General features: G+C 71.7%; 17 protein-coding genes and 1 pseudogene. 7 read left to right on the top strand and 11 right to left on the bottom strand.

Annotation, left to right across the window (positions count from 1 at the left end; genetic code table 11):
• Positions 1 to 157 precede the first annotated feature (157 nt).
• A complete protein-coding gene (locus tag ABZT03_RS16715) occupies positions 158 to 742 on the top strand; it encodes a class F sortase (protein WP_356039688.1) in 585 nt (194 codons plus the stop codon).
• Between the two features lie 170 nt (positions 743 to 912).
• On the top strand, positions 913 to 2,610 hold the full coding sequence (locus ABZT03_RS16710; RefSeq protein ID WP_356039685.1) for a protein kinase: 1,698 nt from the start codon (positions 913 to 915) through the stop codon (positions 2,608 to 2,610).
• Positions 2,611 to 2,686: 76 nt separating this feature from the next.
• On the opposite strand, the gene ABZT03_RS16705 is transcribed toward ABZT03_RS16710, so the two are convergent.
• Positions 2,687 to 3,379, bottom strand: a complete 693-nt coding sequence (locus ABZT03_RS16705) for a TetR/AcrR family transcriptional regulator (RefSeq protein WP_356039579.1) — start codon at positions 3,377 to 3,379, stop codon at positions 2,687 to 2,689.
• Positions 3,380 to 3,540: 161 nt separating this feature from the next.
• On the opposite strand from ABZT03_RS16705, the gene ABZT03_RS16700 reads away from it, so the two are divergent.
• Positions 3,541 to 4,644 (top strand): medium chain dehydrogenase/reductase family protein, encoded by a 1,104-nt coding sequence (locus tag ABZT03_RS16700; protein ID WP_356039576.1) that lies wholly within the window; start codon positions 3,541 to 3,543, stop codon positions 4,642 to 4,644.
• Between the two features lie 141 nt (positions 4,645 to 4,785).
• On the top strand, positions 4,786 to 5,889 hold the full coding sequence (locus ABZT03_RS16695) for a helix-turn-helix domain-containing protein (RefSeq protein WP_356039573.1): 1,104 nt from the start codon (positions 4,786 to 4,788) through the stop codon (positions 5,887 to 5,889).
• Positions 5,890 to 5,952: 63 nt separating this feature from the next.
• Here ABZT03_RS16695 and ABZT03_RS16690 read toward each other — a convergent pair whose 3' ends face one another.
• The 4 genes from ABZT03_RS16690 to ABZT03_RS16675 form a co-directional block, all read right to left on the bottom strand.
• Positions 5,953 to 6,705, bottom strand: coding sequence for a D-Ala-D-Ala carboxypeptidase family metallohydrolase (locus ABZT03_RS16690; RefSeq protein WP_356039570.1), 753 nt, complete (start codon positions 6,703 to 6,705; stop codon positions 5,953 to 5,955).
• Positions 6,706 to 6,740: 35 nt separating this feature from the next.
• Positions 6,741 to 7,166, bottom strand: coding sequence for a hypothetical protein (locus tag ABZT03_RS16685; protein WP_356039566.1), 426 nt, complete (start codon positions 7,164 to 7,166; stop codon positions 6,741 to 6,743).
• A gap of 26 nt (positions 7,167 to 7,192) precedes the next feature.
• Complete coding sequence (locus tag ABZT03_RS16680) at positions 7,193 to 7,582, bottom strand: hypothetical protein (protein ID WP_356039564.1); 390 nt, start codon at positions 7,580 to 7,582, stop codon at positions 7,193 to 7,195.
• A 119-nt stretch (positions 7,583 to 7,701) separates the two neighbouring features.
• Positions 7,702 to 9,045: a GH25 family lysozyme gene (locus tag ABZT03_RS16675; protein ID WP_356039561.1), complete on the bottom strand. Its 1,344-nt coding sequence runs from the start codon at positions 9,043 to 9,045 to the stop codon at positions 7,702 to 7,704.
• Positions 9,046 to 9,433: 388 nt separating this feature from the next.
• On the opposite strand from ABZT03_RS16675, the gene ABZT03_RS16670 reads away from it, so the two are divergent.
• Positions 9,434 to 9,745 carry a hypothetical protein gene (locus tag ABZT03_RS16670; protein WP_356039559.1) on the top strand — a complete coding sequence of 104 codons (312 nt, stop codon included), beginning with the start codon at positions 9,434 to 9,436 and terminating at the stop codon, positions 9,743 to 9,745.
• Positions 9,746 to 9,772: 27 nt separating this feature from the next.
• Here ABZT03_RS16670 and ABZT03_RS16665 read toward each other — a convergent pair whose 3' ends face one another.
• On the bottom strand, positions 9,773 to 11,236 hold the full coding sequence (locus tag ABZT03_RS16665) for an aldehyde dehydrogenase family protein (RefSeq protein WP_356039556.1): 1,464 nt from the start codon (positions 11,234 to 11,236) through the stop codon (positions 9,773 to 9,775).
• A 150-nt stretch (positions 11,237 to 11,386) separates the two neighbouring features.
• Here ABZT03_RS16665 and ABZT03_RS16660 point away from each other — a divergent pair, with 150 nt between their 5' ends.
• Entirely contained in the window at positions 11,387 to 13,855 is a 2,469-nt protein-coding gene (locus tag ABZT03_RS16660; RefSeq protein WP_356039553.1) for a SpoIIE family protein phosphatase, read from the top strand.
• 436 nt (positions 13,856 to 14,291) lie between these two features.
• Here ABZT03_RS16660 and ABZT03_RS16655 read toward each other — a convergent pair whose 3' ends face one another.
• Complete coding sequence (locus ABZT03_RS16655) at positions 14,292 to 15,542, bottom strand: MFS transporter (RefSeq protein ID WP_356039550.1); 1,251 nt, start codon at positions 15,540 to 15,542, stop codon at positions 14,292 to 14,294.
• Between the two features lie 207 nt (positions 15,543 to 15,749).
• On the opposite strand from ABZT03_RS16655, the gene ABZT03_RS16650 reads away from it, so the two are divergent.
• Positions 15,750 to 16,823, top strand: coding sequence for an AraC family transcriptional regulator ligand-binding domain-containing protein (locus tag ABZT03_RS16650; RefSeq protein WP_356039547.1), 1,074 nt, complete (start codon positions 15,750 to 15,752; stop codon positions 16,821 to 16,823).
• Positions 16,824 to 16,831: 8 nt separating this feature from the next.
• Here ABZT03_RS16650 and ABZT03_RS16645 read toward each other — a convergent pair whose 3' ends face one another.
• The 4 genes and pseudogenes from ABZT03_RS16645 to ABZT03_RS16630 all read right to left on the bottom strand — a co-directional run.
• The gene (locus ABZT03_RS16645) at positions 16,832 to 18,244 is read right to left on the bottom strand and encodes an aldehyde dehydrogenase family protein (RefSeq protein WP_356039545.1); all 1,413 of its coding nucleotides are present in this window, start codon (positions 18,242 to 18,244) and stop codon (positions 16,832 to 16,834) included.
• Complete coding sequence (locus tag ABZT03_RS16640; protein WP_356039542.1) at positions 18,241 to 19,119, bottom strand: SDR family oxidoreductase; 879 nt, start codon at positions 19,117 to 19,119, stop codon at positions 18,241 to 18,243. Before ABZT03_RS16640 ends, ABZT03_RS16645 begins: the two co-directional genes overlap by 4 nt.
• Positions 19,116 to 20,462 (bottom strand): NAD(P)-binding domain-containing protein, encoded by a 1,347-nt coding sequence (locus ABZT03_RS16635; RefSeq protein ID WP_356039539.1) that lies wholly within the window; start codon positions 20,460 to 20,462, stop codon positions 19,116 to 19,118. The genes ABZT03_RS16640 and ABZT03_RS16635 overlap by 4 nt, the downstream gene beginning before the upstream one ends.
• Positions 20,463 to 20,739: 277 nt before the next feature.
• Positions 20,740 to 20,913: pseudogene (locus ABZT03_RS16630) on the bottom strand (ABC transporter ATP-binding protein); the annotation flags it as partial.
• Positions 20,914 to 21,323: the final 410 nt, after the last annotated feature.

The following is a 21,323-nucleotide window of genomic DNA, read 5'->3' as shown; positions in this document are numbered from 1 at the left end:
CGGGCCACCCCCGCCCAGCCGCCGCCGCGCCCTTCGACCCGCACGTCGGTGGCGCCGCCCCGCACCGGGCGGCGCCACCGCTTCTTCACCCGGTCCTGCCCTGGAGCCCGTCTTGTCCCCTGCACCCCGTCCGGTACGGCGTCGCGGCACTTCGCCGGTGTACGCCCGCCTCGCGCTCGTCCCCGTGGTCCTCGCCGTCCTCACCGGCTGCTCGTCCGCCGCGCCTACGCCCGCCGCGCCCACCGCGGCTCCCGCAGCCCTCGGCACCGCCTCCCCAGGCACCGTGCGGGCCGCACGGGTGGCGGCGCCCGCCAAGGTCGCCATCCCGTCGATCGGGGTGAGCAGTCCGCTGCTGAGACTCGGTCTCAACGCGGACCGAACGGTCGAGGTGCCGCCGTCCGACAAGGGGATGACCGCCGGCTGGTACACCGGGAGCGCGGTGCCCGGCCGGACCGGTGCCGCCGTCATCATCGGCCACAACGACACCCGCTTCGGCAGGGCCGTCTTCCACGACCTCAGGAAGATCACCAAAGGTGCGGACGTCACCGTCACCGACGAGCGGGGCAAGACGTCCCACTTCACCGTGACGTCCACCGAGAGCGTCAGCAAGACCGCCTTCCCCACCCAGCGGGTCTACGGCTCCACCACCGACCACGCCCTCCGGCTGATCACCTGCGACGGCGACTTCGACGCCCAGGGCCACCCGGTGAACAACCTCATCGTGTACGCGACGCTGGACTGACCCACCGCCCCGCAGGGAGCCCGCACGCGTGCGGAGCCGGAAGTGTGCGGCCGGAAGCGGCGGGAACCCCGGGAACTTACGGCAGCGCTGGGTTAGCCTCGTCTCCTCTGTGTGACGAACTGGCGTACGACGTGGAGCACTTCGGGGGATTCGTGGCGGAACAGCGGCCGGTGCCACCGGAATCGGCGGCGGACGGGACCACTGCGCTGCGGCAGGCAGGCGCCTCACCCCTGCACTCCGGTGACCCGGCCCAGGTCGGCCCCTACGTCCCGTTGGCACTGCTCGGCAGCGGCGGTATGGGGCGGGTCTATCTGGCGCGTCCGGTGGACGACAGCCCCGGCCTGGTCGCGGTGAAGGTGATCAGGCCGGAGTACGCGGAGGACGCCAGGTTCCGGCACCGGTTCGAGCGGGAGGCGTCGGTGCACGCGCGGTTGCGCACCCCGCAGACGCCGAGGCTGTGCGGCACCGGGTTCCGGGACGCGCTGCTGTGGATGGCCACCGAGTACGTCCCGGGCATCGACCTCGCGGACGCCGTACGCGAGGACGGCGCCCTGGACCCGGCCACGGTCTGGCGGCTGACTGGGGAACTGGGGCGCGCGCTGGCCGGTCTCGCCGCGGCGGAGATCGTGCACCGGGACCTGAAGCCGTCCAACGTCCTGCTGTCCGTGCGGGGCGCCCATGTGATCGACTTCGGCATCTCCAAGGCGGTGGACGCGAGTTCGATCACCGGCACGGGCAACCGGGTCGGCACGCCCGCCTACATGTCGCCGGAGCACCTGCGCACCGGCCGCTCCGACACGGCGTCGGACGTGTTCTCGCTCGCCGGGACCCTGGTCTACGCGGCGGCTGGGCGCGCCCCGTTCGGCGACGGCACGGGTGTGGACGTGATGCACCGGGTGGCGTTCGAGGAACCCGATCCGGAGCTGCTCGGCCGGATCATCGCGGCGGACCCTGAGCTGGGTTCGCTGCTGTCCGCCTGCCTGGCCAAGGACCCCGCGAGCCGGCCCACTCCGCGAGACCTCGTCGAGGCGGCGGGAACGCGGGCCGGGACGGCTGCCGGGACCGCCGGGTGGGCGGAGCCGCTGGGTGCCAGGGTGCTGGCCCGGCAGCGGGCGTACGAGGTGCTGTACCGCCTCCCCGCCGAGCGGCGGGCCCGCTCCCGCCCCGCGGACGCCCGGCCGGAGCCGGCCGCGCCCGAGCCGTTACCCGAGGTGGAGACCCCCGGCCGGAGCCGGCGGCGGAAGGCGGTGTGGGCCGTCGTCGCGGGGGTCGCCGTGTGTACCGTGGCCGCGGGCGTGTTCATGATCACGCGTCCGGACGCCTCCGCCACCGCCCACTCCCCCACAGCCGGCCGCAGGTCCTCGCTCGCCGCCGCGCCCGGCGACACCGGCTCGCCTGCCGCGTCCGGAACCCCGCTGGGCGCGTCCGTCGAAGGCACGTCCGGCCGCACCGTCGTCACCGGGACCGCCCCCGGTCACCCCCCGGCGCACCCCGAGGCCCCGGGCTCCGCCTCCGGCGACGCGGACGCCACCTCCCCCGCTCCCGACACCCGCGCCACCGGCTCCCCCGACAGCAGCCCGCCGCCGAGCACGGCGGCGTCGGAGCCCGCCGCCACCCCGCCCTGGCTCTCCGACTGCACCTACTACGGAGGCAAGGGGCGCACCCGCGAGGGCGACAGCGGCGACCACGTGCTCCAGGCGCAGTGCATGCTGACCAAGCGCGGCTACAGCGTGGGCGGTTCGGGCGTGGACGGCGACTTCGGCCCCGGCACGACGTCCGCGGTCCGCGCCTTCCAGAGCGACAAGGGACTGGACGCCGACGGCGTCGTGGGCCACGACACCTGGGACGCGCTGCGCGCCACGACCTGAGCGTCCCCGGGCCCAGCGGCCGGCGGTCGCCGGGACCGGCCGGCCCCCGGGAGGCGACGCTCACGGCCCGTCCGGACTACTCCTGCTCCAGGGACCGCACGGCGCTGTCGATCTCCGAGTCGATCAGCCGCTGCGCCTCCAGAGGCTGGCCGTCGAAGACGCCGGTGAGTTCGAGGCTGACGATCCCGTGCACCCGCGACCAGATGACGATGGCCGCGCGGGCCGCCCGCGGTGCGGTGTCCGGCCGCTCCTGCGAGCGGGCCCACTGGCGCAGTTGTCCGTCCAGCACGCGGTCGCCGCTGCCGCCCTCCGCCGTCCCCGGTACGGCCGTCAGCAGGTCGATCAGCAGCGCCATGGCCTCGTGCAGCGGGGTCCGCGCGGTGACGTCCTCGCCGGGCAGGTCCCCGGCCCGCTCCCCGAACAGCATGCCGTAGCGCCGCCGGTGGCGCAGCGCCCAGTCGCGGTAGGCGGTGACCAGCAGCCGGACCCGCGCGCGGGGCGCTCGCCTGCTCCCCGTCACGGACTCGCTCATCGCCGTGGCGAGCTGCCGGTAGGACAGCGACACCAGGTGCGCCACCAGCGCGTCCCGCGAGGGGAAGTAGCGGTAGACCGCCGGCGCGGACATCGCCATGCTCCGGGCCAGTGCCGCGATCGACAGGGCGTGCACGCCCTCCGCGTCGATGATCGCGAACGAGGTGTCCTCGATCTCCTGGAGGGTCTGCGCCCGCAGCCGCTCCCGCCTGCTCATCGTCCGCGCCGTGTTAGCCATCGTCGCATCGTAACGGAGGCAAAGACTTCTGACGATAAGAAAGTTAAGTTACGCCCATTAACGAATCTGTTGACGTCACGCGAAGGGCAGGTGCATAGTTACGACCATTAACTGAGCGACGGGTCATCGCAGACCCTGAGCGCGGACCCGAGGAGACAGTCATGACGAAGCCGAACTCCACGACCGACGCCGCCGACGCCGCCGGCACCCCCGCGCCCCCCGGCGTGACCGCCACCGAGGTGGTCCTGCCGGGCAAGGTCGCACCCTCCGGGCTGCGCGTGGCGCTTCGAGAGCTGCCGGCACCCACCGCCGGCCAGGCCCTGGTGCGGGTCGAGTCGACCGCCGTCTCCTTCGCCGAGAGCGCGATGCGCCGGGGCCGCTACTTCGGGCAGCCCCCGTTCCCCTTCGTCCCCGGCTACGACCTCGTCGGCGTCGTCGAGGCCGTCGGCCCCGGTGTGGACCGCGCCCTGATCGGCCGCCGGGTCGCCGCGCTCACCAAGACCGGCGGCTGGTCCACGGCCGTCCTGCTCACCGCCGCCGACCTGGTCGACGTACCCGAGGGGGTCGACCCCGACGAGGCGGAGACGCTGATCGTCAACGGGCTGACCGCCTACCAGATGCTGCACCGCAGCGCGAAGGTGCGGGCGGGGCAGACCGTGCTGGTGCTCGGCGCCGCCGGCGGCGTGGGCTCGATCCTGGTGCAGCTCGCCCGCAACGCCGGCGCCCGCGTGATCGGCACGGCCGGCCCGCGCCACCACGAGGCGCTGCGCGCGCTCGGGGTGGAGCCGGTCGACTACCGGGACCCCGACCTGTTCGCCCGCGTCCGCGCACTGGCCCCGGACGGCGTGGACGCCGTCTTCGACCACCTCGGCGGGGCGAGCGTCACCCTCTCCCACCGGCTGCTCAACCGCACCGGCACGCTGGTCTCGTACAGTATCGCGGCCGCGCTGGACGGCACCCGGCCCGTCATTCTCGACTTCCTGCCGCTGCTGGCCAAGCTGGCGTTCTGGAACCACCTGCCCACCGGCAGGCACGCGAGCTTCTACGACGTCTGGGCCGGCGCGGGCAAGCCCGGCTCGGCCAGGCGCGAGGCGTTCCGGGCCCGCGTCCGCACCGACCTCACGCACGTCTTCGGCCTGCTGCGCGACGGCGAGCTCAGCGCACAGATCGCCGCCCGCTTCCCCCTGACCGAGGCGGCCGCGGCACTGGAACTGGCGGAGTCCTCCACCCGCACCACCCCCGGAAAGATCATCCTGACGCCCTGATCCGGCTGGTTGACAAACAGTCAGACACGGTCAGGCGATGGGGCTTTGACGATCATGTTCCGGAAGTGAAAGGACACACACAAGTTCTTCTCAGCGGTGTAGCTTCTACCCGTCAGTAGAGGCTTGAGCAAGGGTGGATGCGTGGTTGCCTCTCCGCAAACCGAGAAGTTCGCCGCCTGTCTTCGGATGCTGAAGGACCGCAGTGGCCGGGGCTACGACCGCCTGGGCAAGGACGCGGGCGTCAGTGGTTCCAGTCTGCACCGGTACTGCTCCGGCCTCAGCGTCCCGACGGACTACCGGGTGGTGCACGCCTTCGCCAAGGTGTGCGGCGCCAGCACGGAGGAGCTCCGCGAACTGCACCGGCTGTGGGCACTGGCCGACACCGACCGGGACGCACCGGCCGCGACCGCCAGGCAGACCCCGGCCCCGCAACCGGCCCCGGACTCGGATCCGAGCCGGCGGGCCGACCCGGACGAGCCATCGGCGCCCCTGCCGGCGAACCCCGGACCCGCGCAGGACGTCACCCCGCCGCAGACCGCCCCCGGCGGGACGGGGCAGCCCCCGCGGTCCCGGGTGTCCGCGAAACTGTCCTCCCCCTTCGCCGTACTGGCCGCCGTGGTCGCGGTGGTCCTGGTGGCCGGCTTCGTGTGGCTGCCGAGCGGCAACACCACCGGCGCCGCGCCGGCGTCCCGGGAGGGTCTGCTGTACTCCCCGGCGTGCAAGTCGGTGAGCATGGGGCAGAACGACGAGTGCGTGCGCGAGGTCCAGAGGCTGCTGGTGCGGGCGAAGGGCAGGCTCGCCGTCGACGGGGACTTCGGGCCGGAGACCCTGCGCAGACTGACCGCGTTCCAGGTGCTGGCGGGCGTGACGGCCAGAAGCGTGGTCGACGACGCCACCAAGAAGGCGCTGTACGCGGGGAAGGTGAGCATGGCGACCTGGTCGCCGGACAGGGTGGCGCGGCGGATCCGTGAGGTGTTCGTCGAGGATCCCCGCACCGCCGTGGCCGTCGCACGCTGCGCGTCGTTCCTGGACCCGCTGTGGGTGCTGCCCAACACCAACGGCAGCCGCAACTGGGGCGTGTTCCAGATCTCCGACGCCCGTCTGCGGGAACTCGGCGGCACACCCCTGCGGGCGTTCGACCCGGACTGGAACATCCGGGCGGCCCACCGGCTGTGGAGCGTTCGGCGTGACTTCCACGACTGGCCCTCGTGCGAGGCGGCGCTGAAGGACCGGGCGAAGAGCTGACGCCCGGAGGTCCCGGATACCGCCGCCGCGGTACCCGGGACCGGCTCCTGATCACCGAAGGCGTCAGACGGTGCCGTTCTCCCACCACCAGTCGCGGCCGAGGTCGGCCCGGCTGTCGACGTGCTGGTGGTCGACGGTGTACGTCTCCAGCCCGGAGAACCCGCAGGTCTCCGCCTTCTGGTAGACGGTCTTGTTGGCCACGCCGGGCACGTCGAGGTCGGCGGCGGTGCCGTACAGGTGCATGCTGTCGCTGGCCCCGCCGATGTCGGCGTTGTGCGCGATGCTGCGGAAGCCGGAGTTGACCGTGATCGGCTTGTCGCCCAGCTTCTTGCGCAGCGCCTCCAGCTTGTACATGCAGCGGCGGGCGTTCTCCTTCGCCTGCGCCGCGCTCACCTTGCCGCCGTTGAAGGTGCCGCTCGACTGGTCCACGAACTCAGTCCAGTTGAAATGAACCGTGGAACCGTCGGACTGCTCCAGCGCGTTGAGCTTGGCCTGCGTGTTGGGTCCGACACTGCCGTCGGCGGTGAGACCGTACGCCGCCTGGAACCGGCGTACGGCAGCCGCCGTCCCGGCGCCGAAGTCGCCGTCGACGCCGACCCGGCTGTGACCGGCGCTGTCCGCCGCCCAGCCGGCTATCCGGATCTGCAGCTCGGTCACGTCGGAGCCGGTGTCGCCCTGTTCCAGGGTGCGCGACCACGAGTAGGCCTGTGCGACACCGGAGAAGAGCAGCTGGCCGAACGCGACACCGACGCCGGCGGCGAGCGTGCCACGCAGCATGGCGCGGCGGTTGACGGGAGCACGGAAGGAGGAGGTCATCGTCGTCCTTTCAGGAACGGTGGTGCGGGAGGGAGTCAGTACGCGAGCAGGAACGTCACGTTCTGCGCGTCGATGTCGTACGCGTGCACGCGCAGGACGAAGTGCGTGCCGTCCTTGACGTCGGTGGCCACGGTTCCCCACTCGGTGCCGTGCGTGGTGTACGCGTCGCCGTTGTTGCACTTGGTGGTGTGGTCGGTGAACACCACACAGGCGTCCAGGTAGACCCCCGGGATGTCCGTGACGAGCCGCATGTTGATGTCGCCGCACCGCGAGGACGTGGTGTAGGTGCCGTACTCCTTGGCGGCTGACTGGTAGTGGTACGTCAGGGTCTTGGCGCCGCCGTAGCAGCTGGTGGCGGCGGATGCCGACGACTGCGCGGAGGCGGAGGCGGGCGCGGAGGCGGCGCCCAGCAGTGCGGCCGCGGCGAACAGGGCCGAGGCGAACGTCCTGCTCCGGATCATGGTGGTCTCCGTTCGGGTGAGGGGGGTCAGAAGGCGATCTGCAGGGTGGCGGAGCTGCCTTCCAGGTCCACCCCGTTGGGCACCGTGAACCGGGTGCCGTCCAGGACGTCGGTGGCGATGGTCGTCCAGCTCCGGCCGACCCTGGTCCAGTGGTTGCAGACGCCGGTCTTCTCGAACTTCACGCAGGCGACGACGTACTCCGCGTCGCCGCCGGTCATGCGCATGTTGATGTCGGTGCAGCGGCTCGTGGTCCGGTACGGGCCGAAGTCGAGCACGTCCCCGTAGTGCACCGTGACTGCCCCGCCATAGCAGCTCGTCGCCGCCGTGGCGGCCGAGGCGGAGAGGGGCGCGGGAGCGGCGAGGCCCAGCGTGACGAACAGTGCGACAAGGGACGCACGTGCGAACCGGGTGGTCATGACGGTCCTCCTTGGTCCGGTCGGATCGGTCCGAACGGGTAAGTCCGAACAGATCGGGCCGGTCGGGTCGGTCCGGTCGGGTCGGGTCAGTCCGGTCGGGTCGGTCCGGACCGGTCGGGTCAGCGGTTGGCCAGACGGTCCAGATCGGCCTGGGTGCCGTTGAACACGTCGCCGGTCGCGGGTGCCTTGATCCCCGGGAACAGCGCGGAGTCGGTGTACTGCCACATCGCCCAGGTCGTCGAACCGTTCGGCAGCGGCGGCTGGGTGATCGACTGGCGGTAGTCCGCGAGTTGCAGCGGATAGCGGGCGAAGGCGGTGGTCGAACCCAGGCAGTCGTCCAGGAAGGACTTCTGGGTGTAGATCATCGGCGTACGGCCGAACGCCGCCTCGACCCGGTCGAGCCACGCCTTGGCGTCGGCCACCGTGCCGTAGGTGGGGCAGCGTCCGCTGCCGTCGTCCATGCGCTCCAGGTCGAAGATCGGCGGCAGGTCGCCCGCCCGCTGCCCGGTGTAACCGGTCGCCCGCACCGCGGCGATGAACCGGTCGGCCTGCGCGGCACCCGTGTCGGCCGCCGTCCCCGTGTAGAAGTGGTACGGCGCGACGGCCAGACCCGCCGCCCTGGCCCCCTGGAGGTCGGCGGTGAGGTACTCGTCGGTGACGTTCAGCCCCCGCGTGGCCTTGACCGTCGCGAACTCGGCCCCCGAGGCCCGTACGGCCTTCCAGTCGATCGGCGCTCCGCCGGGGTGCTGGTACTTGGCCGTGTCCAGACCGTCGATCGGGTAGCCGGCGGGGCGCGGCGGCGTGCAGTACGTGTTACGGCTGGACCAGTCCACCAGCTTCGCCCAGGTGTTGGGGCCCACGACGCCGTCGGCGCTGAGGTTGGCGCAGTTCTGCAGCTCGGCGACCCGGGACTCGGTCCCGCCCCCGAAGTCGCCGTCGATCGTCAGCGGCGGATAGTGGAACGGCTCCATGGCGAGGTTGAGCCGGCACTGCAGCTCCTCGACCTCGCTGCCCGTCGCCCCCTTCTTCAGGGTCGGGCGCGTCCCGGTGTGGCCGCACACGGTCGCCTGCGCCGCGCTGGATGTGCCCTGGCCGGCGCAGCTGTGGGGCTGCGCGGCCCAGGTGTTGAGCGCCGCCCAGGTCTGCGGTCCGAGCACACCGTCGACGCCCAGCCCGGCGCACCGCTGGAACTCCTTGACCCGCGTCTCCGTCCCCGGCCCGAACGAGCCGTCCGCCGCGATCGGCGTGTAACGGCTCGGCTTGGTCGCCAGGTTGAGCTCGCACTGCGCCTCGACCGCCGGGTCGCCCGTCGATCCCAGCTGCAGCGTGGGCTGTGCGCTGGTGTGCCCGCAGACCGCGACCGCGGTGGCGGACTGGGCCGCCTGCACCGCCGCCGGCCCGCACAGGGGCAGGACCGCTGCCACGGCGAGGGTCAGACCCCGCAGAAGCGTCCGTCGTCCCATCTGTGTTCCCCCTCATGTGAGTAGCCGGGAGCCCCGGCGCCGCTCATGCTGGCACCGCCCGCCCCCCAGCGGATCTCCCCACCTCCCCTTTGGGACGCCGGGACAGTCCCAGGCGTGTGACCTGCGAGGACGGACGACCGCGGGGATGCGGATGGGACGGGGAAGGGGAACCGGGGGTGAGCGGCGGGGGCCGTTCACACTGGGGCGCTGGGGCGCTGGGTCACTGGGCCGCGGCGACCGGCTGGGGCGTCCTCACACTCCGGTGGCGGGCGGCGGCGGTTCAGCCTTGCAGGTAGGCGAGGACGACCCGAACCGCTGTTCGCCCCCGGCACGAAATACGCCTACAACAACACCGGTCACCTCGCGCTCGGCCTGATCGCCGAGAGGGGTGTCCGGACACACCCTGGGCGACCTGGTCCAGCAGCGGATCGCCGGTCCGCTCCACCTGAAGCACAGCTATCTGGTCAGCGGCGCCGACACCGTGAGGAGTCCCGCGTTCGCCCACGGCCACGAACCGGACGCCGCCCGCCGCGCCCCGTTGCTCCCCCCTACGCGCCCGCCCCTTAGGCGCCCGCCGGGACAGCGTTCGCCGGCCCGGTCCACGGGACACGTCGACACGAGGTGGATCAACAACAGCACCGAGCGGGCCGCCGGCGCCATGGTCTCGCCCTGGGCCGGGCCCGCGTCGACACCGCGCTGATGTCCGGCGAGCTCCTGCCGCCCGCGATCACGCGGAACGCCGGGCCGTCATCCAGCGCCACTGGGTGAACTGCTCCAGGTTGGCGGTGCCACCGATGCGGGAGCCGTTGCCGGATGCTCCCATCCCGCCGAAGGGGGCGTTCGCGGCGTCCTTGGCAGACACGTCGTTGAGGTGCACCATGCCGGTGCGCAACTGCTCGGCAATGACCGCGGCCCGCGACGCCGACCGGGAGTGCACAGCCGCCGTCAGGCCGTATTCGGTGTCGTTGGCGATCTCGACGGCCTCCTGGTCGGCACGGAACGCGACGACGGGGGCGACAGGCCCGAAGATCTCCTCGGTGAACGCGGGCATGGTCCGCTCGACGTGGTCCAGTACGGTGGGCGGGTAGAACAGCCCGTCGCGTCGTCCGCCTGCCAGCAACCGCGCACCGGCGGCCACGCTCGCGTCCACGATGCGTTCGATCCTCGCGGCCTGGCGCTCGCTGATCACCGGACCGAGGGCCACGCCCTCCTCCCGGGGGTCGCCGACCCGCAGTTCCTTGGCCTGCCTGATCAGTACCTCGGTGTAAGGCTCCACGACGTCGGCGTGCACCAGATGACGTCCGGCGGCAACGCAGGCCTGCCCCTGATAGCCGAAGGAACTCATCGCCCCGGCTGCCGCGGCGGAGTCGATGTCCGCGTCATCGAGCACGACGATCGAGTTCTTGCCACCCAGTTCCAGGGCCACCCGCTTGAGCCCGTCGGCCGCGGCGCGGGCGACCGCCCGTCCCGCCTCGGTGGAGCCGGTGAACACGACCATGGCGACGTGGGGATCAGCCACGACCGCCTCACCGGTGCCGGGGCCTCCGGGCAGGACATGGAGCAGCCCCTCGGGCAGTCCGGCCTCCTCGAACAGCCGCGCCACGACGACACCGCCGGACACCGGTGTGTGGGGATCGGGCTTGAGCAGGACGGCGTTGCCCAGCACGAGCGCGGGTGCCAGGGCCCGCATGGCGAACAGCAGGGGGGCGTTCCAGGGGTTGATGACGCCGACCACCCCCAGCGGTACCCGCCATGCGTGACTGGTCTGGCCGGGTGCCGTCGGGCTCAGGATCTCGCCGCGGGGCAGCGATGCGAGTCCGGCGGCCTGTGCCAGCTGGCTGAGTCCGGCCGCGATCTCGTAGTCGCCCTTCGCCGGGACGCCTGCGGACTCCCTGACGATCCACTCGCGTACCGCCCCGCTGTTGTCGCTCAGTGCCCGGGCGGCGCGGAGCAGGACCTCGGCACGCTGCTGGGGTGCCGTCTCGGCCCAGGCCCGCTGAGCTCGGGCGGCCACAGCCCCCGCCCGGGCGACATCCGCGGGCCCCGCCACACCCACCTCGGCCAGCCGCTCTCCCGAGGCAGGTTCGTTCACCTGCTGAACTCCGCCCTCGGACTGCCGCCAACCGCCGCTGTAGATCTTCCCGGTCCATTCGGCCACGTCCGGCCACGTGTCCTCGCCGGTGGAAGTCATGGCACGCCGCCCCGATACATTGGAATCTCTTTCCATATTGGTATCTCTTTTAGGCTTATGGCCTTATAGAGCATATATGTCCGTCCACTCCCCGTCGGTTGCTCGGATGGCCGGGCCGGGACACATAGGGAAAGACCGAGGTGAGGGCGGATGAACGCGACGACGGGTTCTGACACCGCCGACGACGACCGGGCGGCGCGGCGGCCGGACGACCCCATCGACGAGTCGGCCACGGCCAGAGCCCGCATGGATCCGAACGGCATCGTGACCGGGTGGAGCGAGGGAGCACGGCGGCTGCTCGGATACCGGTCCGCGGAGGTCATCGGCCGGCCCGCCGCATCGTTGCTCCCCGGGGAGCCGCCCGCCGAGACGCTGCGCTCCCTGAAGACGCTGCCGAGGTGGCACGGGACGGCCACTCTCCTGCACCGGGACGGCCACCGCCTCGCGGTGAACCTGCTGGCCCACCGTCGGGCGCCCCACCGCGAGGGCGGGGGGCCCGGCGAGTGGCTCCTGGTCTCCCCCCTGGCCCGGCCGTCGTCGCCACTCCAGGACGACGCGCTGGTGATGTGGGCGTTCACCCGGTCCCCGTTCACCACGGCGCTCTACGACATCGGTCTGCGGCTGAGGCGGGCGAACACGAACATGGAGCGTGTGATCGGCCTGCCCGAGGCGGCGATGCAGGGGCTGCGGGTATCGGAGATCGTGGTCGATCCGGAGAGCGACCGGACCGAACAGTGCATGCGGCGAGCGCTGGAGACCGGTGAACAGCAGCATCTACAGCAGTCCCTGCACCTTACGGGCCAGGAGAGCCAGAGCGTCTGGACGACTTCGCTCACCCCCGTGCGGGACAGCGAGGGGTTGATACGGGGAGTGCTGCTTTCCGCACACGACGTGACCGAGGAGCACCTGGCCCGAGGGCGCCTGGCCCTGCTCAACGAGGCCAGCATCCGCATCGGCAGCACCCTGGACCTCGCCCGGACCGCACAGGAACTCGCCGATGTGGCCATACCGCAGCTCGCGGACTTCGTCACCGTCGACCTGCTTCCCGCCATCGAAGGCGGCGACGACCCACTCGCCGGCTCGCCGCCCAGCCCCGTCATGCTGCGCCGTGTCGCCTACCAGTCCGTCCTGGAGGGCTGCCCCGAGGTCGTGGTGAGCCGCGGAACGGTGGCCGCCTACCCGGACGAGTCGACCGCGGCCAGGTGCCTGACCAGTGGCCTGCCGCTGATCGAGAACGTGACCGTCCCCGTGATCGACCAGGTGGCGAGGCAGGCCCCGGACCGGGCTGAGCAGATGCGACGCTTCGGCTTCCACTCGGTGCTGGCCGTGCCGATGCGCGCCCGCGGCATCACCCTCGGCGTGGCGACGTTCTCCCGCCACCGGCGCCAGGAACCCTTCGAGCGGGACGACCTGCTTCTGGGCGAGGAGATCACCGCCAGGGCCGCCGTCTGCATCGACAACGCCCGCCGCTACACCCGCGAGCGCCTCACCTCCCTCACCCTTCAAAGCAGTCTCCTGCCGCAACGGCTGCCCCCGCAGGCGGCCGTCGACGTCGCCTCCCGCTACCTCCCCGCCAGCACGCAGGCCGGCGTCGGCGGCGACTGGTTCGACGTGATCCCGTTGTCCGGTGCCCGGGTCGCACTCGCCGTCGGCGACGTCGTCGGCCACGGCATCCAGGCCTCGGCCGCCATGGGACGACTGCGTACCGCCGTGCGCACCCTTGCCGATGTCGACCTGCCGCCCGACGAACTGCTGACCCACCTGGACGACATGGTCATCCGCATGTCCGCCGAGGACGAGAGCGCGGCCGACACCGTCGGTGACATCGGCGCGACCTGCCTGTACGCCGTCTACGACCCGGTCTCCCGGCGCTGCACCCTGGCTCGCGCGGGCCACCCCGTACCCGCGCTGGTGACCCCGGACGGCGCCGTGGAATTCCCCGACATCCCTGCCGGACCGCCGCTGGGGCTGGGCGGCCTGCCCTTCGAAGTCGCCGAGATCGAGCTGCCCGAAGGCAGCCTCCTCACACTGTTCACCGACGGCCTCATCGAGGCCCGTGGCCGCGACATCGACGAGGGTTTCGACGTGCTGCGCAAGGTGCTGGCCCGCCCGGCTCAGTCGTTGGAGAGCATTTGCGACACCGTGCTCCAGGCACTTCTCCCGGACCACCCCACCGATGACGTGGCGCTGCTGATAGCCCGCACCCGCGCCTTGGACGCGGCCCATGTGGCCACCTGGGACGTGCCGCCCGATCCCTCAGCGGTCGCCGAGGCGCGCAGGAAGACCACCCGGCAGCTGGACGTCTGGGGCCTGGACGAGGCCACCTTCGTCACCGAACTGGTTGTCAGCGAACTCGTCACCAACGCCATCCGCTACGGCGGCGCCCCCATCCAGCTCCGGCTCATCCTCGACCGCAACCTCATCTGCGAGGTCTCCGACGCCAGCAACACCACCCCCCACCTGCGCCGCGCCCGCACCTTCGACGAGGGCGGCCGCGGCCTGCTCCTCGTCGCCCAGCTCACCCGAGGCTGGGGCACCCGCCAGACGTCCACCGGCAAGACGATCTGGGCCGAACAGACCCTCTCCCCGCATTCCTCACCGTCGACGAAGACGGACTGACCGGCACGGCGGTCCTGCTGCTTCGACCGCCAGGTGCGCCTCCAGGCTCGCGAGCTCGCTGGAACCGGTCCGCTGTTTCCATTGGCCGCGCAACTCGTCGAAGACCGATTCGCCTTGTCGCAGGACTTCGTGGCCTCGCTCGGCAGGCCTCTCCGTCGGCTGCGCGCGGGGAGGGCAGGTCCGAGCCACCTGCCGGTACCTGCAGGCCGGCAGACCGTTGGGCAGACGGCCCCCAGGGGGGTTACGCCGTACCCGCGCCGGCCACCCCGGACGGCGCCGTCGTGTTCCCCGACATACCTGCGGGTCCGCCGCTGGGGCTGGGCGGCCTTCCCTTCGAGGTGACCGAGATCGAGCTGCCCGAGGGAAGCATCCGCGCGCCGGCGTGTCCGGACAGACGGCGGCCGAGCTTCTCATCGGGCACCCGGTGTGGGGCCGCTCAGCCCAGTGGCTGAGGATCCGCCCGGTCGAAGGGAGGGAAATGCTCCGCTCGGGCCGGGCGTGGAGGCTGCTGGGTGAAGTGGCGGGCCGCGGCCAGGACAAGAACCGCCAGGGCGGCCGGTGCCGCGTAGGCGAGACGGAACCGGCCGGTGGAGCCGAGGAGCCCACTCACCGCGCCACCGGTGAGGACACCGGCGTAGTTGAAGAGGTTCAGGCGTGCCAGGACCGCCTCCGACGCCGCAGGACGCAGCCACGCGGCGGAGGCCAGGCACAGCGGAGCCAGCACGGACGCCCCCAGGCCCACCACCCCGGCCGCGAGAACGGCGAACGGCCAGCTCGGCGCCGTGGCCATGCCCGCCAGGGCACCCGCGGCGAGCAGGGCAGCGGTGCGTACGACGGCGACCCCTCCGAACCGTTGCACGAGTCTGTCCGTGGCGACACGACCGATGACTGTGCCGGCCTGGTAGGCCGCATACGCCAGCGGAGCGACTGTGAGGGACGCGGCGAGGGTCCGGCGCAGGTAGACCGCCGACCAGGCCGAGACGGTGGAGTCGACGACGTAGACGACCAGGAGGACCAGGCCGAACGGGATGAGCCGGATCCACAGACGGCGCCCCAGCGGCGGCTGCGCGGGGCTGTCCGACGGCCCCGCGGAGGAAGAGGGCAGGGCATGCGTGCGCACGCAGACGGCGAGGAGCAGCACGATGCCGGCCTGCGCGCTCAGGCCGGCGGCCACGGGCCACTCCAGCCGGGCGGCCCCGGCCGTGAGCAGGGCCGCGACCACGCCTCCCACGCTCCATGCCGTGTAGAAGGAGCCGAAGACGCTGCGGCCGTAGGCGCGCTCGATCGCCGCTGCCCGGGCGTTGACGCCGACGTCCAGGGCGCCGACTGCAAGCCCGAAGACGACGTACGCGCAGATGGCGGTCGCCTCGCCGGGGGCCCACCCGATCAGAACCAGCGCGGCGGCGGCCGTCAGCAGGGCGCCGCGCATCGTGGCGACGGGACCGGCGTGGCGGATCGCGGCCAGCCCCAGGAAGCTGCCGCCCCCAGCCGTCAGCGCCACCGCGACCATCAGGGTGGTCGTCACGAGCGGAGCCAGTTTCAGGTGTTCGGTGACGGCGGGGACGGTCGTGTAGACGGCGGCGACGGACACACCTTGCGCGGCGAACGCGAGGGTCGCGCCCCTTCGGGCGCCGGTCTTGGAGACCGGGTGCCCGGCCCTCACCCGGATTGGAGCAGTGCAGGACATGATGCGGTCTCGCCTTCGTTCCTGTGTGGGCCGGACTGAGCAGTCGGGGACCAGCGGGGCGAATGCCGTGCGGGTTGCGGAAACCGTAGTCAGGCGCCGGGGGCAGCCTCAGGACACGAGAGGCCGTACAGGGGACTTCGGGGGCCAACAACGCGCGACCGGTGACGTCGGCTGCCTACGGTGGTCGCCGAGGAGAAGGTGAGTGCGATGGCTCCTGCCCCCGGCCCGGCAGATCTGCCCGGGACCAGCCGCAGCACATCGGCGACGATCCAGCCGAACATCCTGCGCTACCTGGTCGTGGTCGCCGACGAGCGCGGCGTCGATCTGCGACCCCTGCTGAAGCGGATGGGACTGGACGAGACGGTCATGCGCTCCGCCGCGCTGCGGGTGTCGTACCGGCAGGGCAGCGCGGTGATCCGTCGTGCGCTGGACCTGACAGGGGACGAGCACCTCGGGTTGAAGGTCGGCGCGGCGCAGCACCTGACCGCGTGGGGCCTGCTCGGTTTCGCCCTGATGGCCGACGACACGCTCCACCACGCCATCGAGACCGGAGTGAAGTACCAGAACCTGTCCGGGGCGATGGTGGTGTGGTCGGCCGCTGTGAGTGAGGAGGACGACGCCTTCGTGCTGCGCGCCGACCTTCCCGATCCCGCCATGGACCCGGCCGTGGCCTGCTTCCTGACCGAGGAGGCGTTCGCCTCCGTGGTCACGCTGTCCCGGCTGTCCGTCGGTCCGCTCTTCGCGCCGAGGGCGGTGGAGTTCTCGTTTCCGCCCCCGCGCCAACGGGGCCTGTACGACGCCTTGTTCGGCTGTCCGGTCCGCTTCGGGGCCGCCGCCAACCGCATGGTCATCGACTCCGCGTGGGCGCGTGCCCGGATGCCCGGCCGGGATCCCGTGAGCTACGCGTCGACGCTGGAGATGCTCGACGCGCAGCTGGCTTCCCGCCGTGACCAGCAGGATCTGCTGGAGGTGCTGGAGATCTCCGTCGCGCAGGGCTTGCCGGTGGTGCCTTCGTTCAGTGAGCAGGCGCGGCGGCACGCGACGAGTGAGCGCACGCTGCGCCGTCGGCTGGCCGAGTGCGGCACGACGTACGAGGCCCTCGTCGAGGGAGTGCGACGGGAACGCGTCGAGCAGCTGTTGCTCCGCCCGGAACTGACCCTGCGCGACATCTCCCGCCGGGCGGGGTTCTCCGACGAACGGGCGCTGCGCCGTGCGGTACGCCGCTGGCACGGCACTTCCCCGGTCCAGCTGCGGGAGCGGATGCGTACGGCTCGCCTCTGAGGCCGGGGTCAGCGGGTGCGGATCCAGACCGCCTTCTCCCGGGTCCACTGCTCGAAGGCGTTGGTGGACTTCTCCACACCCCCGAATCCGGACTGCTTCCAGCCTCCGAAGGGGGTGGTGATGTCGCCCTCGCTGTAGGCGTTCACGGAGATCACACCGGCCTCGATGCCGCGTGCCAGCCGGAACGCGCTGTCGAGGTCGCGGGTCCATACGGACGCGGCGAGCCCGTACTCGGTGGCGTTGGCCATACGGACCGCCTCGTCCTCGGTGGTGAAGGTCTGGACGGTGACGACGGGACCGAACAGCTCCCTGGTGAGGACGTCACTGCCGGCGGGGGCCCGGGTGATCACGGTGGGCGGGTAGTAGGCGCCGCGCGGGGGCAGTCCATGGGGCAGCCCCCCGGTGTGGATCTGGGCTCCCCCGTCCCGGGCGGCCTCCACGGCTCCCGCGACCCGGTCGAAGGCGGCGTGGTCGATGAGCGGCCCGATCTGGGTGCGCGGGTCGGCCGGATCGCCGATGACGAGCTCTCTCGCCGCGGCCGTGAACCGCTCCAGGACCTTCTCGGCGATACTGCGGTGAACCAGAACCCGGGAGCCGGCCGTGCAGTTCTGCCCCATGGTCAGGAACGCGGCCTCGATCATGTTGTCGATCAGCTCGTCCCCGAAGGCGAGCGCATCGGGCATCAGTACCTGGGGACTCTTGCCGCCCATCTCCAGTGAGACGCGCTTGAAGTTGCCGTCGGCCGCGTCCTTGAGAATGCGGCGGCCGGTCGCGGTGGAGCCGGTGAAGGACAGCGCCCCCACGAGGGGATCACGGGCGAGGGCCGCCCCGGCTTCGGAGCCGTACCCGGGCAACACCGTGAGCACCCCGTCGGGCAGGCCGGCCTCGGCTGCGAGCGCGGCCAGGTGCAGGGCGGAGCGCGGGGTCGCCTCGGCGGGCTTGACCAGCAGACAGTTACCTGCGGCCAGGGCCGGTCCGACCTTCCAGGCGGTCATGGCCAGCGGGTAGTTCCACGGCAGGATCGCCGCGCCGACCCCGACCGGTTCGCGGCTCATGAGACCGAGACCGTCGGGCCCGCTCGGCGCGATGCGGCCGAAGACCTTGTCGGCCGCCTCGGCGAACCAGCGGATCGTCTCGATCGCGCCCGGTACGTCGCCCGTACGGCACTCCGTGATCGGCTTGCCGGCGTCCTCGCTGTCGAGCCGGGCGAGGATCTCGGCGTCGCGTTCCATCAGGTCGGCCAGTCGCAGCAGCACCGCGGCGCGCTCCCGGACCGGCCGCCGCGACCACACCCCGGCGTCGTGGACCTGCCGGGCCTGCTCGGCGGCCTTGGCGACGTCGTCGGCGCTCGCGGCGGGCAGGGCGGTGATCGGCTCACCGGTGGCGGGGTTGACGACCAGCAGCGTCTCGTTCATGGTCATGCCTCCTCCACCAGTTCCCAGCGCCCCTCTGCCCGGCGGACCAGCCCGCGTCGGCGGAGCTCCTCCAGATAACGGGCCATGCCGCGGTCACCGCGCTTGCGGAACAGCGGGAAGACCCGGGGCAGCAGGTTCGGCATGAGCATCGCGAACCGCACCAGACGGGACTCACCTGGCCGGGGGTAGGCCTCCAGCCTGGGCTTGTCCAGCAGGCTCACCACGGCCGCGACGACGTCGGCGGGCTGCTGGGGCCGGTCCTGGAACTGCATGGAGTTGCCGCCGTCCACGGCCTCCTGGCGCAGCATCCGGGTGTCGGTCGCCGATGGGAGCACCGACCCGGCCAGGATCCCCTTGCTCCGCAGGTCGAGGCCGATCGCGAGCATCGCGCCGCGCAGCCCGAACTTCGAGGCCGTGTAGATCGGAGTCTCGCCCAGCGGGAAGATCCCGCCGAGGGAGACCGTGGTGACCACCCGGGCGTCCCGTGAAGCCATGAGAAGAGGAATGGCGATCCGGGTCGCCACCAGCGGTGAGGTCAGATTGAGGGTGATCTCCCGCTCGATGCTCTCGACGCTGCGGACGTCGAAGCGTTCCGCGCTGGTCATACCGACGTTGTTGACGAGAACGTCGAGGCGACCGTGGGCATCGGAGACCCGTTCGAAGAGGTGCTCCACCTGGGCGCGGTCCATCAGGTCGCATCCGATACCGGTGTGCCCGGCGCCGGGAAGCCCGGCGGCGACCTTCTCGGCCCGGGCCTCGTCGATGTCGACGACGACGCAGCGGGCGCCGCCGGAGGCGAAGCGACGGCACAGAGCACTCCCGATGCCGCCCGCACCGCCAGTTACCAGCATGACCTTGTCGGTGAAGTCGAACCCGCTCATGCCGCAGCCTCCGCGCGTCGCAGGGACCGTGCCGGGGGCGGCTGGCCCTCGGTACGCCAGCCCATGTCCCCCGCGACCTTGCCCAGGTACTTCACGAAGGCCCCGCTGTCGACGTAGCCGGTGTGGCGGGGCGAGTCGACGAACCGCAGCCCACCGGACAGATCCGGGCGGTCGGAGCGGATCATGCGGGCGAAACGCTCCGCGTTCGGCAACCGGTTCCGCGCGTCATGGACGTACCCGGCGATCAGTTGCGCCTGGGAGTCGAAGAGCTGGTACGCACCGGAGTTGGTCTCGACGAAGCCGATGCCGAACAAGCCCTCGTGCTCGCGCGAGAACGACGACAGGTACAGGTCTGGGTGCTGCTCGTCACCGAAGTACCGCTGCGCCACCGGCACTTTGTGGACATAGCCCGTGGCCAGAAGGACGAGATCGAAGTCGTCGCTCGTTCCGTCGGTGAAGTGCACCGTCCGGCCCTCGGCGCGGGCGATCCCGGGCCTGGCGGAGATGTCACCGTGCTGGAGGTGGTGGATCAGCATCGAGTTGATGGCCGGGTGGGTCTCGAACAGCTTGTGGTCCGGCTTCGGCAGTCCCAGCCGGGCCGGGTCGCCGTTGATGACCCGCAGGAGGGCGCCGAAGACGCGCTGCGCCAGCCACATCGGCAGGTGCGGCCCACTGCTGGCGAGGGTGTCCACCGGCCGGCCGAACAGGTGCTTGGGGATGAACCAGTACCCGCGCCGCATGCTGATCACCGCGTGGTCCGCGGTCCGGGCCGCGTCGCACGCGATGTCGCAGCCGGAGTTCCCCGCACCCACGACCAGGACCCGCTTGCCCCGCAATTCCTCCGCGCTGCGATAGCCGACGGTGTGCCGGACCTCCCCGCTGAACTCCCCCGGCAGTTCGGGGACGTTGGGGTGCCACTGCGAGCCCGTGCACACGACGACCTGCCCGTGCACGCTTGCCCGCCCGTCGGCCCGGGTGACCCTCCACGTTCCGTCCGCGTTCTTCTCGACGTTTTCCACCTCGACGCCGAACTCGACACGGTCCGTCAACCCGTAGGCGTCGGCGAAGGACCGCAGGTACGACAGGATCTGCCGGTGGGGCGGGTAGTCCGCGAAGTGGTCGGGCATCGGAAAGCCGCCGAAGCCCGACAGCGTCCTGCTGGAAATGAAGTGGGCCGACTCGTACATCGGGCTGCCGGGATTGTCGATGTCCCAGATGCCGCCGGTCCCGGTGTGCCGCTCAAGGTGCGTGTACGGCAGATTCCGCTCCGCCAGGGCCCTGGCGACCGCCAGCCCAGCAGGCCCCGCCCCGATCACGCACGTGTCGAACTGGTTTTCCATCACGGGCCCGCCTCCTCGTTCATCCCGCTTCACGGGTGTTGGAGGAAACGTATGCACCCGCCGTTCCGCAGAAACTGACCCCGGCGGCCACGGACCGGACCTCAGCGGCCGCACAGGCCGGCCAGGCTGCTGCTGACGTTGCCGGCCGTCGCGGACGTCCTGGTGGCCGCGGGCTACTGGTCCTCGTCGAGCGGCAGTTCCAGATGTGCCCAGGCGGGCGTCTTCGAGTGGTACGGCCAGTGACAGCAGCAGTGCCTCGCTGCAGAGCGGGCCGGCGAACCGGACGCCGAGCCGCGCTCAGGGCGCAGACCACCCGCTGCTGCCGGCCGCCCGAGAGCTGGGAGGGTCGGTGGCCGAGGCGGTCGGCCAGACCGACGGTCGCCACCACCCGGTCCGGCCACGCCAGGTCGGGCTTTCGTCCGGCGATGGCCATAGGAAGAGTGACGCTCTCTAGCGGGCACGCCCACCTGGTTCAAGGACCTTCTCCCCAGCTGGGGAGAAGGTCTCGAAACCATGCGCAGCGGATTCCCGTTCCAACGCGCAGCGACTCGAAGGCAGGTGGATTGACCCTCAAGTGCGCGGAGCCGACGGCATCATCCGGGCGTGCAAGAACGTCGGATGGGAGCCGTGCTCGCATCCGCGATCACCGTGAAGAATGACGCCGCGCACGTCACCGCCGTGGATGGCCGCGGCCATCAGGAGCGATTCGACTCGAACGGCAGACATATGGAGTCTCCTGTCGCACAGACCGCATCGACCACTCTCGCCTCAGCAGTCGCAGACCCACTGGCCCTCGAAGCACCACCAGTGAATCTGGCTGGCAGCCGTCCCGGGGTAGTGGCGGGCCCCATCAAAATGGTGAGG

It is taken from the genome of Streptomyces sp. NPDC005574, from assembly GCF_040605435.1.
Taxonomy (GTDB): domain Bacteria; phylum Actinomycetota; class Actinomycetes; order Streptomycetales; family Streptomycetaceae; genus Streptomyces.
The sequence above is the reverse complement of the archived record's forward strand: the minus strand, read 5'-3'. Positions and strand labels throughout refer to the sequence as shown.

Coding starts and splice junctions, on each gene's coding strand:
- ABZT03_RS16705 (WP_356039579.1), bottom strand. CDS start 3,379: ATGGCTAACACGGCGCGGACGATGAGCAGGCGGGAGCGGCTGCGGGCG.
- ABZT03_RS16700 (WP_356039576.1), top strand. CDS start 3,541: ATGACGAAGCCGAACTCCACGACCGACGCCGCCGACGCCGCCGGCACC.
- ABZT03_RS16690 (WP_356039570.1), bottom strand. CDS start 6,705: ATGACCTCCTCCTTCCGTGCTCCCGTCAACCGCCGCGCCATGCTGCGT.
- ABZT03_RS16685 (WP_356039566.1), bottom strand. CDS start 7,166: ATGATCCGGAGCAGGACGTTCGCCTCGGCCCTGTTCGCCGCGGCCGCA.
- ABZT03_RS16680 (WP_356039564.1), bottom strand. CDS start 7,582: ATGACCACCCGGTTCGCACGTGCGTCCCTTGTCGCACTGTTCGTCACG.
- ABZT03_RS16675 (WP_356039561.1), bottom strand. CDS start 9,045: ATGGGACGACGGACGCTTCTGCGGGGTCTGACCCTCGCCGTGGCAGCG.
- ABZT03_RS16665 (WP_356039556.1), bottom strand. CDS start 11,236: ATGACTTCCACCGGCGAGGACACGTGGCCGGACGTGGCCGAATGGACC.
- ABZT03_RS16660 (WP_356039553.1), top strand. CDS start 11,387: ATGAACGCGACGACGGGTTCTGACACCGCCGACGACGACCGGGCGGCG.
- ABZT03_RS16655 (WP_356039550.1), bottom strand. CDS start 15,542: ATGTCCTGCACTGCTCCAATCCGGGTGAGGGCCGGGCACCCGGTCTCC.
- ABZT03_RS16650 (WP_356039547.1), top strand. CDS start 15,750: ATGGCTCCTGCCCCCGGCCCGGCAGATCTGCCCGGGACCAGCCGCAGC.
- ABZT03_RS16645 (WP_356039545.1), bottom strand. CDS start 18,244: ATGACCATGAACGAGACGCTGCTGGTCGTCAACCCCGCCACCGGTGAG.
- ABZT03_RS16640 (WP_356039542.1), bottom strand. CDS start 19,119: ATGAGCGGGTTCGACTTCACCGACAAGGTCATGCTGGTAACTGGCGGT.